10 protein-coding genes, 1 tRNA gene and 1 pseudogene are annotated in these 10220 nt (G+C 62.6%); 3 read left to right on the forward strand and 9 right to left on the reverse strand.

What is annotated here, in order from left to right:
* The first annotated feature begins 101 nt into the window (after positions 1–101).
* The 3 genes and pseudogenes from ACH13J_RS17550 to ACH13J_RS17560 form a co-directional block, all read left to right on the forward strand.
* Complete coding sequence (locus ACH13J_RS17550) at positions 102–812, forward strand: hypothetical protein (protein ID WP_397544649.1); 711 nt, start codon at positions 102–104, stop codon at positions 810–812.
* Positions 813–930: 118 nt separating this feature from the next.
* Entirely contained in the window at positions 931–1236 is a 306-nt protein-coding gene (locus ACH13J_RS17555) for a hypothetical protein (RefSeq protein ID WP_397544650.1), read from the forward strand.
* A 27-nt stretch (positions 1237–1263) separates the two neighbouring features.
* Positions 1264–2253, forward strand: a pseudogene (locus ACH13J_RS17560) (recombinase family protein); the annotation flags it as partial.
* 541 nt (positions 2254–2794) lie between these two features.
* On the opposite strand, the gene ACH13J_RS17565 reads toward ACH13J_RS17560, so the two are convergent.
* The 9 genes from ACH13J_RS17565 to ACH13J_RS17605 form a co-directional block, all read right to left on the reverse strand.
* Positions 2795–2871: transfer RNA gene (locus tag ACH13J_RS17565), tRNA-Arg, on the reverse strand.
* 175 nt (positions 2872–3046) lie between these two features.
* Positions 3047–3184: a hypothetical protein gene (locus ACH13J_RS17570; RefSeq protein WP_397544651.1), complete on the reverse strand. Its 138-nt coding sequence runs from the start codon at positions 3182–3184 to the stop codon at positions 3047–3049.
* A 179-nt stretch (positions 3185–3363) separates the two neighbouring features.
* The gene (locus tag ACH13J_RS17575) at positions 3364–4584 is read right to left on the reverse strand and encodes a SufS family cysteine desulfurase (RefSeq protein ID WP_397544652.1); all 1221 of its coding nucleotides are present in this window, start codon (positions 4582–4584) and stop codon (positions 3364–3366) included.
* Between the two features lies 1 nt (position 4585).
* Complete coding sequence (locus ACH13J_RS17580; RefSeq protein WP_397544653.1) at positions 4586–5188, reverse strand: YIP1 family protein; 603 nt, start codon at positions 5186–5188, stop codon at positions 4586–4588.
* Positions 5185–5673: a YIP1 family protein gene (locus ACH13J_RS17585; RefSeq protein WP_397544654.1), complete on the reverse strand. Its 489-nt coding sequence runs from the start codon at positions 5671–5673 to the stop codon at positions 5185–5187. The genes ACH13J_RS17580 and ACH13J_RS17585 overlap by 4 nt, the downstream gene beginning before the upstream one ends.
* On the reverse strand, positions 5673–6959 hold the full coding sequence (gene sufD, locus ACH13J_RS17590) for a Fe-S cluster assembly protein SufD (RefSeq protein WP_397544655.1): 1287 nt from the start codon (positions 6957–6959) through the stop codon (positions 5673–5675). Before sufD ends, ACH13J_RS17585 begins: the two co-directional genes overlap by 1 nt.
* Positions 6959–7714: a Fe-S cluster assembly ATPase SufC gene (sufC, locus tag ACH13J_RS17595; protein ID WP_397544656.1), complete on the reverse strand. Its 756-nt coding sequence runs from the start codon at positions 7712–7714 to the stop codon at positions 6959–6961. The genes sufD and sufC overlap by 1 nt, the downstream gene beginning before the upstream one ends.
* A 137-nt stretch (positions 7715–7851) precedes the next feature.
* Positions 7852–9396: a Fe-S cluster assembly protein SufB gene (sufB, locus tag ACH13J_RS17600; RefSeq protein WP_397544657.1), complete on the reverse strand. Its 1545-nt coding sequence runs from the start codon at positions 9394–9396 to the stop codon at positions 7852–7854.
* Between the two features lie 17 nt (positions 9397–9413).
* On the reverse strand, positions 9414–10220 hold an 807-nt coding region (locus ACH13J_RS17605; RefSeq protein WP_397544658.1), incomplete at its 5' end, for an aminotransferase class V-fold PLP-dependent enzyme.

Consider the following 10220-nt stretch of genomic DNA (forward strand, 5'->3'; position numbering starts at 1 on the left):
GCTCCGCACGGATGTCGGTTGCTCCACCTGCGCCAATCGGCGTATCAACCCAAAGGGCTCCGGTTCCGGCTGGATGAAAGTTCAGTGGCAGGTCAGAACCGATGAACATTCTCGAACTCAAAAGACATTGGATCGACGGCGAGCCGCGCCTTCAGACACGCGGGAACAGTGCGCGCATCAAGGCGGCGCACCGGCTGCCGTCGAGCGGATACGAGATGCGGATTTCTATCTGGCTGATTGCCGTCTTTCTTGCTGCGGTCACGCTGATCACGCATTACGCGCCGGAGCGCGCTGCCGCACCGGATGAAAACTTCCTTCTGGCGCAAGCGGCCTTTGTAATCATGGCGCTCTCGAACGCCTTCGACGCGCTGGTGGCAGTCGCGCGTGCCGATGTGACGGACGTGCCGCTCGAAAACCTGCGTGGTTGGCTGTTCGCGCTCTACTGGATCGGTGGTGCAATCCTCGTTCTGGAACTCGGCCTGTTCGATCTGTTCACATGGCTGGTCAATCGCGAGCACGTCACGATCATCATCGACGAAGACGATGATGAGGTCAGCGTCCGGCACAGCGTCTTTCGCTCGAAGTCTGTGGCGCGATCTGCCGTCGAAGACGTGCTGATCCTGCCCAATCACCGCAGGGGCCATGACGTGATGATCCAGCACGAAGGCGGTCTGCTCCGTGTTGCGAGTGTCTACGGCGATCTGACGCGGCCCACGCTGATCAAGCGCAGCATTGAACGCGCGCTCTACGCGCGCGGATCAATTCAGAGCGAGGCGGACTGGCGCGGACTCAGACGGAGAGAAACGGGCTAGGTCGCGCTCAATGCGGCTTTGCAGCAAGGAAATAACCCGCCTCTTTTTGCGGAAATACCGAAAAATACGGTAGAATAAAAAGAGGTGTTGGTGTGAAGAACATAGATCGGAGAGACCGATGAAATACGACACCGGTGCCAACAACACCTCAAAAATACTGGAAGCCTTTTCGGCTTCGGCGCGTCCGACCCTTACCGTCGATGTCGCCAGATATCAGGAATACCTGGACGGGGCTGACCTCACGCCGGAACAGAAGGAAGAGTTTCTGCGGGCCGTCTGGAGCATCGTGGTCACGTTCGTCGAGCTGGGCTATGGCGTCTATCCGCTGCAAGAAGCCTGTGGAAAAGATTCCGGCGGAGATGATCAAGGTCCAAAAAGTGCCGATGATCGGTTAAACTCGGATGATCCGATAAAACCAACGTAAGAACAGCCCTGACGGGCCGGAGGCGACATGACTCTGCAACAAGAAAAAGAACAGGCCATCACCAAGGCAGTCATTTACTGCCGCGTGTCGAGCACGAAGCAGACCGTGCGGGGCGACGGCCTCGGCTCGCAGGAAACCCGCTGCCGCGAGTTCGCCAAGTATAAGGGCTATGACATCGCCGAAGTCTTCGGGGACGACATGTCGGGCAGCATCACCGCGCGGCCTGGCATGACCGCGATGCTGGCCTTCTTGCGCCAGAATCGTAAGGAGCCGCATGCTGTCATCATTGATGACATCAGCCGCCTCGCGCGCGGACTTATGGCCCATTTCGAGCTGCGCATGGAGATCGAGAACGCAGGCGGCGTGTTGGTCAGCCCGTCTATTGAGTTCGGCAAGGACTCGGATTCGCAGCTTGTCGAGAACCTGCTTGCCTCTGTTTCGCAGCATCAGCGCCAGAAGAACGGCGAGCAGACCATCAACCGGATGCGCGCACGGGCGCAGAATGGCTACTGGGTGTTTCAGGCTCCTGTCGGATACCGCTATGCTCGGACCGGCGGCCACGGGAAGATTCTTGTCCGTGACGAGCCGAAAGCCTCGATCCTGCAAGAGGCCCTTGAAGGCTACGCATCGGGCCGCTTTGCAACGCAGGTGGAAGTGAAGCGCTTTCTGGAGCGCCAGCCGTCATGGCCGAAAGACCTGCCGAACGGCGAGATTCGAAATCAGCGCGTCTATGAGCTGCTGACCCGCGTGATCTATGCGGGCTATGTCGAAGTCCCGAATTGGGGCGTCAGCCTTCGTGAGGGCAAGCATGAGGGGCTGATCAGCCTCGCAACCTTCGAAAAGATACAGGACAGGCTTCAAAGCACGGCCAAGGCTCCGGCGCGCAAGGATATCAGTGAAGATTTTCCGCTGCGGGGATTCGTGCTGTGCAATGATTGCGGCAAGCCGCTGACGGCCTGCTGGTCGAAGGGTAAGAACCAGAAATATCCGTACTATCTCTGCCCGACCAAGGGCTGCGAGAGTTATCGCAAGTCGATCAAGCGCGAAGCGCTCGAAGGTGAGTTCGAAGAGCTTCTGAGCCGTCTGGAGCCCTCTGGAGGGCTTTTCAGGCTCGTGAGGGCCATGTTCAAGGACGCCTGGGACATGCGCGCTGCTCAGGCTTCTGAGGCGGTCGCGGAGCTTAAAGCGAGCGTCAGGACGCTGGACAAGCAGATTGATCAGCTTCTCGACCGCATCGTCGAGACAGGCAACACATCTGTGGTCAGGGCCTACGAGAAGAAAGTTGCGAAGCTGGAGCGCGAGAAGGCGCTGGCGCAAGAAAAGCTAGCTGAAACCGGCAAGCCGAAGCATACCTTTGCGGAGTCGTTCGAACACGCCCTCCGGTTTTTGGCAAGTCCTTGGAAAATATGGAAAAATGCGGACCTGTTGGGCCGAAAGACTGTGCTGAGACTGGCATTTTCGCAGCCTCTGCCCTACTGCCGGAAAGATGGACTTCGAACACCTGATTTAGCCTTCCCATTCAAGGCTTTAGCAGGATTATCAACCCCAAAAAGTGAGATGGCGCACCTGTCAGGATTCGAACCTGAGGCCTCTGCCTTCGGAGGGCAGCGCTCTATCCAGCTGAGCTACAGGTGCACTGATGTGCCGTTTATCCGCCAAGCTCCGGTTGCACAAGCACGAAAAACTGGCTTTTTGCCCGCCTCTCCCGCGAGGCACCGGGACAATTTAAAGGGGCCGCAGGTTCAACGGAACATACGGCCCCTTCAATCTTGATACCCACTCTTCCGTTCCGGCGAGCGGGCACTCGAACTTACATCGGGTTGCCGTACTTGTCGTAGACAGGCTCGGGCACGACGACCGGCGCGGGCTCTTCCTGCTGCTGTTGTTGCGCACAGGCGGTTGCACCGAGTCCGATTGCCAGCAGAGTGATAAGCTTGATCGCTTTCATTGAGGCAGCTCCTTTCGCGTTAAACACGGTGGATAAAACAACGGATCATCCGGTTTGTCGACCCGATTTTCACGATTGCGCGAGGAAAAACCGCCTCTTGCCGCAAGAGTTTTCAGGGTGTTGCCGAGTTATCGCACCTCGGCGCCGACATGGCCCTTGCCGGCCCCCGCATCCGTGAATCAGGAGAAAAGCTCGTGCGCCAGTTCCAGCGCCTCGACCAGCGAGTCGACCTCGTCCTCGGTGTTGTAGAGGCCGAAAGACGCCCGGCACGTCGCCGTCACGCCAAGGTGATCCATCAGCGGCGCGGCGCAGTGATGGCCCGCGCGAACGGCCACACCCTTCTTGTCGAGTATGGTGGACACGTCATGCGGGTGCGCCGCCCCGTCCAGCGTAAAGGAAAAGATCGCGGCCTTGTCCGGCGTCGTACCCTGAAGGTGCAGCCAGTTGAGCCCGGTCAGCCGGTCCCGGGCATAGTCGCGGACCTGTTCCTCGCGCGCGGCGACATTGTCCATGCCAAGCCCCATGAGATACTCCAGCGCGGCGCCCAGCCCGATGGCCTGCACGATACCCGGCGTTCCCGCCTCGAACTTCATCGGCGGGTCGGCATAGGTGACCGTGTCCTTGCTGACCTCGCGGATCATCTCGCCCCCGCCGATGAAGGGGCGCATTTCCGCCAGACGCTCGCTGTTGACGAAAACCGCGCCCGAACCGGAAGGTCCGTACAGCTTGTGCCCCGTGATGACGTAGAAATCACAGCCCATGTCATCGAGATTGACCGGCATGTGCACCGCCGCCTGGCTGCCATCGACCAGAACGGGCACACCCTTTGCATGCGCGGCCTCGCAGATCGCTTTCACGTTCACCTTCGTGCCCAGCACGTTCGACAGCTGCGAGACCGCAACCAGCTTGGTCCGGGGGCCGATCGCATCGATCAGCTTCTCCTCGTCCAGCCGCCCGTCCGGCTCGGTATCCACCCAGCTCAGCCGAACCCCCTGGCGTTCGCGCAGGAAGTGCCACGGCACGATGTTGGAATGATGTTCCATCACCGACAGGACGATCTCGTCGCCTGACTCCATCCGCGGCATGGCCCAGCCATAGGCGATCATGTTGATGCCCTCGGTGGTGCCCGAGTTGAGGATGATCTGACGTTCGTCGGCGACGCCCAGGAACCGCGCCACCGTGCCGCGCACCGCCTCGTACTTCTCCGTCGCGATGTTCGACAGTGTGTGCAGGCCGCGATGCACGTTGGCGTATTCGTGCGAATAGGCGGTCATGATGGCGTCGAGCACCGCCTGCGGCTTTTGCGCCGAGGCGCCGTTGTCGAGATAGACCAGCGGCCTGCCATTCACCTCGCGGCGCAGGATCGGGAAATCGGCCCGGATCTTTTGCACGTCCAGCATCTCAGCCTCCTCTCGTCACAAGACCGTTCACCAGCGCCGACAGCATCGTCATGATGATCGAAACCGCCACGACGGACAGAAAACACACGCCCAGAGCCTTGAACATGTTGTTGAAACGGCCCGCCGCGTCGACGAGACCGATTGTCGCCCATATGCCCCAGAAGAACGCGACCAGCAGCAACAGCCCCGCGATCATCGGCAGCAGGACACCGACCAAGAACAGGCCGACCGCCAGTACGACCGACACGACCTGCAACCAGATCAAGACGGCCAGCATGTCCTCCAGCGCGCCTTCGCCGCCCAGCATCCGGCCCGTCCCGTGAAGCACGAAAACCGACACAAGCGCCTGGCCCCAGTTGAGCAGCGCGAACAGCAGCGGCGCGCGATAGGCCGGCGACATGCGCAGCAATTCGCCCATCTCGTCCGGCGGCAATCCCACGGCGTGCAACAGCCCCGACACCATCAGCGACAGCACCACCGATATCAGCATCAGGGCTATCCACAGCCCCTGCGCGGGCCACCGCAGCGCGATGACGTCCGATCCGGCCTGCCGCGGGTCCGTCACGGTGGTGCGCAGAAGCGCGATGAAGCGCTCCCAGCTCATGCCCGCCCCCACCCGGCCTCGCGCAGGTTGGACACCCAGAACCAAAGGAACACCGCCAGCCACGCCGCCCCGACAACGGTCAACGCCACCCCCTGACCCATGAACCCCGCGACCATACCATGCAGCAGGATCAGCGGGGATGCCGCGAGATACGCCCAGAACAGCGCCAGCCGCGCGCCGTAGGCGCTCGTCCCACCGCCTGCCGCGCGGCAGACGAGATGGCTGATAAAGGCCAGCAGGTAGAAAGCCAGAGGCGCGATGAACAGCCACGCGAAAAGCGCCCCACCCATCAGCGGGTTCAGCGCCTGCTCTGTCAGGTGCGCCTCGCGGGCCAGTCTCGGCCATTGGCCGATGAACGTGACCGTGCAACCCGCCATCAGGATCGCCAGCGCGCGACCCTCGCTGCCGCCCATCGACAGCAAGCGCCGCATCACTTGGCGCGGCCCCCGCCGGTAGGAGGCCACGATATCCGTGGTGACAGGCATCAGTCCCGCCGGCGCGCCAGCCAGGCGTCCAGCCGGCCGACAAGTTCGTCACGCAGGGTCTCGTCCTCGATTTCCTCGACCGCCTCGGCGAGGAAGGCCAGCGTCAGAAGGTCTGTCGCGATCTCCTTGGGCACACCCCGGGCACGCAGGTAGAACAACGCGTCCTCGTCGATCGCCCCGCTGGTCGAGCCGTGCGAACACGCCACGTCGTCGGCGTAGATTTCCAGTTCCGGCTTCGCGTAGAACTCGCTGTCGTCATCGAGCAGCAGCGACTGGCTGATCTGGTAGCCGTCGGTTTTTTGCGCGTCGGGTTTCACCAGGATCTTGCCCTGGAACACGCCTTCGGCCCCGTTGCGCAGCACCTTCTTGAATACCTGCCGGCTTTCGCAGTGCGCCGCGTCATGGGTCACGAAAACGGTATCGTCATGATGGAAATCGCCATCGCCGACGCAGGCGCCGGCGACATGGGCCACGGCATTTTCGCGGGTGAATTCCACCACGCACTCGTTGCGTGTCAGGCGCCCGTTGACGGTCAGCGTGAACGTCTTGAGAATGCTTTCCTCGCCCAGACGGGCAAAGATATGGGTTGCCGCCCGCCTCTCGTGATCGCGCCCCTGCGTGCGCACGTGGTGAAACGCGGCGCCGTCCGCGACGTCCACCTCCATCACCTTGTTGAACCTTGCAGCGGCCGGCCCGTTTTCCAAAAGCGTCAGCGACGCCCCTTCGTCCAGCCGGACGACATGATGCAACATCGCGTCCGATGTCTCTGATTTATGGTGATAAATCAGGTTCACCGGTTTGCTGACCCGCCCGGTGACATGGATCAGGACTCCATCCTCGGCAAAGGCGGTGTTGAGCGCCGCCAAGGGCCGCTCGACCGGCGACTGGCCGCGTTCCTCCAGCACGCCGTACACGTCACGCGCCCAATGTATGTCGGTCTGCGCGGCCTCGCTCAGCCGCTCGATGCTCAGGCCCTCGAGGCTCAGGTCATCGCTGGCGTCGGGGTCGAACACCCCGTCCACGAAAACGATCCTCAGCCGGTCCACAGCGTCGAAAGGCGGCACCTCGTCTGTTTCCAGCACAGCTGCCGCCGGCGCCTCCGCCGATACCAGCGACTCGGGGCGCGTGAACTTCCAGTACTCGTCGCGCCGCCCGGGAAGGCCCATGGCGCGCACACGTGCCAGCGCCGCTTCGCGCGCCTGCCGGGACCAGCCCGCACTCGGGGGCAGGTGCATGCCCGACAGCCGCGCCTCCGTTGCGCTCGTTTTCGCCTGCGGCAACGCCATTACGCGACCTCCCCTACCAGGTCGGTATACCCGTGCTCCTCGACCTCGAGTGCGAGCTCGGGTCCGCCCGTCTTGACGATACGACCATCTGCCATGATGTGCACAACGTCCGGCTGGATGTGGTTGAGCAGACGCTGGTAGTGCGTGATCACCAGGAAACTGCGGCCTTCCTCGCGCAGGGCGTTCACACCCTCGGACACCAGCTTCATCGCGTCCACGTCAAGGCCCGAGTCCGTTTCGTCCAGGATACACATTTTTGGTTCCAGAACAGACATTTGAAGGATCTCGTTACGCTTCTTCTCGCCGCCCGAGAACCCCACGTTGATGGGACGTTTCAACATGTCCTGGCTGATCTTGAGCGTCTTGGCCTTCTCGCGCACGAGCTTGAGGAAGTCCGCCGCGCTGATCTCGTCCTGCCCGCGCGCCTTGCGCTGCGCGTTCAGCGCCGTGCGCAGGAAGGTCATGTTGCCGACGCCTGGAATCTCGACAGGATACTGGAACGCCATGAACAGGCCCGCGGCGGCCCGCTCCTCGGGCTCCATGTCAAGCAGGTCGTGACCTTCCAGCGTGGCTGTTCCCTCGGTCACCGCATACCCCTCGCGACCGGCGAGAACGTAACTCAATGTCGACTTGCCGGACCCGTTCGGCCCCATGACGGCATGCACCTTGCCCGCCGGAACAGACAGGTCCACGCCCTTGAGGATCGACTTCTCCTCATCCTCAAGATCAACGTGCAGATTCTTGATTTCCAACATTTTATTACCTTCTCACTTGTTTCGGCAAAGGCAGTGCCCTGCCGTCATTCCTTGCCGCGCGCCCTCTGGGGCCAGCAATAGATGGGTCCATGCGCGCGGCTTGGCCGGCGGCCTGCCGGCCGGGGCCACGCACCGGCTCAGCCGACCGACCCCTCCAGGGAGATCGCGACGAGCTGTTGTGCCTCCATCGCGAATTCCATCGGCAATGCCTGCAGGACGTCCTTGCAGAACCCGTTTACCACCAGAGCCACGGCCTCTTCTTCGCCGATGCCGCGCTGGCGGCAGTAGAAAAGCTGGTCCTCGTCCACTTTCGAGGTCGTCGCCTCGTGTTCGACGCGGGACGAGTTGTTCTTGACCTCGATATACGGCACCGTGTGCGCCCCGCAGGTGTCGCCGATCAGCAGGCTGTCGCACTGGGTGAAGTTGCGGCTGTTCTTGGCCTTGGGATGCATCGACACCAGACCGCGATACGTGTTCTGCGCCTTGCCCGCACTGATCCCCTTGCTGACGATCCGCGAGCGCGTGTTCTTGCCCAGGTGGATCATCTTGGTGCCGGTATCGGCCTGCTGCCAGTTGTTGGTGATCGCAATGGAATAGAACTCGCCCTGACTGTCATCCCCGCGCAGGATGCAGCTGGGATACTTCCACGTGATCGACGAGCCCGTCTCGACCTGTGTCCACGAGATCTTGGAACGATCGCCACGGCAGTCCCCCCGCTTGGTGACGAAGTTGTAGATGCCGCCCTTGCCGTCCTCGTCACCGGGGAACCAGTTCTGCACGGTGGAGTACTTGATCTCGGCATCCTCCAGCGCGACCAGCTCGACGATCGCGGCATGCAGCTGCGCCTCGTCGCGCTGCGGCGCCGTGCAGCCCTCGAGATAGCTCACATACGCGCCCTTGTCCGCGATGATCAGCGTGCGCTCGAACTGGCCCGTGTTCTCGGCGTTGATGCGGAAATAGGTGCTCAGCTCCATCGGGCAACGCACGCCCGGCGGCACGTAGACGAAGGAGCCGTCGGAAAACACCGCCGAGTTGAGCGCGGCATAGAAATGGTCGTTCTGCGGCACCACGCTGCCGAGGTACTTCTTGACCAGCTCGGGATGGGTCCTGATCGCTTCCGAGATCGAGCAGAAGATCACGCCCGCCTTCTCCAGCTCCTTCTGGAAGGTCGTGCCGACGCTGACGGAATCGAAGACCGCGTCGACGGCGACCTTGCGCTCGGGCGTACCGTCCTCGCGCGCCTCCGCCGGGGCCTGCGTCTCGGCGCCCTCGACACCGGCCAGCACCATCTGCTCCTTGAGCGGGATACCGAGTTTCTCGTACGTCTCCAGCAGCTTGGGGTCCACCTCGTCGAGCGACTTGGGCTTGGTCTCCATGCTCTTGGGCCGGGCGTAGTAGTACTGGTCCTGGAAATCGATCTGCGGGTACTCCACCATCGCCCAGTCGGGCTCTTCCATCTTCAGCCAGCGCTCATAGGCTTCCAGCCGCCAGTCGGTCATCCATTGCGGCTCCTCGTTCTTCTCCGAGATCAGGCGCACGATGTCCGCGGTCAGGCCCTTGGGTGCATACTCCGTCTCGATCTCGGTTTCCCAGCCGTGCTTGTAGGTGCCGATGTCGCGCACCGCGTCGACCGTTTCCCTGTCAACGCCTTCCTTCACACCCGTGTCGTCCAATGCCGCCATGTCAGTCTCCTTTCCGATCACGCCGCGCGGGCGCGGTGCCGTTCCCATTGGGCCGTCCAGTTCTCGGCAAAGCGCAGAACCTCCGCCTCCGTCGTCCCGGGGCCCAGAGACACGCGGATGGCGCTGGCCGCCTCGCGCGCGTCGAACCCCATTTCCTTAAGCACGCGACTTTCGCGCACCTTCCCGCTGGAGCAGGCCGATCCTGCCGACACCGCGAACCCGGCGAGGTCCATCGCCATCACCTGCGTCTCCCCCTTCCACCCCGGCGCCATCACGCACGAGGTGTTCGGCAGGCGCCGCTCCGATTTCCCGACAAAAATAATCCCGTTTGCCGCCTGCTCAAGGGATTTTTCTAGAATCTTTCTAACCTGTGCGACCCGGTCCCAGGCCCCGGCCGCGAGTTCCCGCATCGCCGCCTCAACGGCGGCGCCGAACCCCGCGATACCAATGATGTTTTCCGTGCCGGAGCGGCGCCCCATCTCCTGCCCGCCGCCAAGGGCAAGCGGGTCGATGTCTAATCCCCGGCGCACGATCAGGGCGCCGACGCCCTTGGGGCCGCCCAGCTTGTGCGCCGACATCACGGCCAGATCCGCCCCGCTCCATGCAAAGGAAAACGGAACCCGCCCGACCACTTGCGTGATGTCCAGCAGCAGGGCACCCGTCCGCCGGGCCGGGGGATCGCTCATGACCCCGGTCTCGGAATTGGCCAGCCCCATGGCATGAACGGGCGGCCCATCTCCCTCGGCGCGGCGATGCGCCCAGAGCGCGTCATGCGCCGTGCGCTGCACCTCGACCGGCCCCGGCCAGCGCGCGAGCACCCGCGC

Source organism: Roseovarius salis (assembly GCF_044472985.1).
GTDB lineage: Bacteria > Pseudomonadota > Alphaproteobacteria > Rhodobacterales > Rhodobacteraceae > Roseovarius > Roseovarius salis.

Excerpts from the sequence above, each read along its gene's own strand:
- ACH13J_RS17550 (WP_397544649.1), top strand. The coding sequence starts at position 102 with ATGAACATTCTCGAACTCAAAAGACATTGGATCGACGGCGAGCCGCGC.
- ACH13J_RS17555 (WP_397544650.1), top strand. The coding sequence starts at position 931 with ATGAAATACGACACCGGTGCCAACAACACCTCAAAAATACTGGAAGCC.
- ACH13J_RS17570 (WP_397544651.1), bottom strand. The coding sequence starts at position 3,184 with ATGAAAGCGATCAAGCTTATCACTCTGCTGGCAATCGGACTCGGTGCA.
- ACH13J_RS17575 (WP_397544652.1), bottom strand. The coding sequence starts at position 4,584 with ATGCTGGACGTGCAAAAGATCCGGGCCGATTTCCCGATCCTGCGCCGC.
- ACH13J_RS17580 (WP_397544653.1), bottom strand. The coding sequence starts at position 5,188 with ATGAGCTGGGAGCGCTTCATCGCGCTTCTGCGCACCACCGTGACGGAC.
- ACH13J_RS17585 (WP_397544654.1), bottom strand. The coding sequence starts at position 5,673 with ATGCCTGTCACCACGGATATCGTGGCCTCCTACCGGCGGGGGCCGCGC.
- sufD (WP_397544655.1), bottom strand. The coding sequence starts at position 6,959 with ATGGCGTTGCCGCAGGCGAAAACGAGCGCAACGGAGGCGCGGCTGTCG.
- sufC (WP_397544656.1), bottom strand. The coding sequence starts at position 7,714 with ATGTTGGAAATCAAGAATCTGCACGTTGATCTTGAGGATGAGGAGAAG.
- sufB (WP_397544657.1), bottom strand. The coding sequence starts at position 9,396 with ATGGCGGCATTGGACGACACGGGTGTGAAGGAAGGCGTTGACAGGGAA.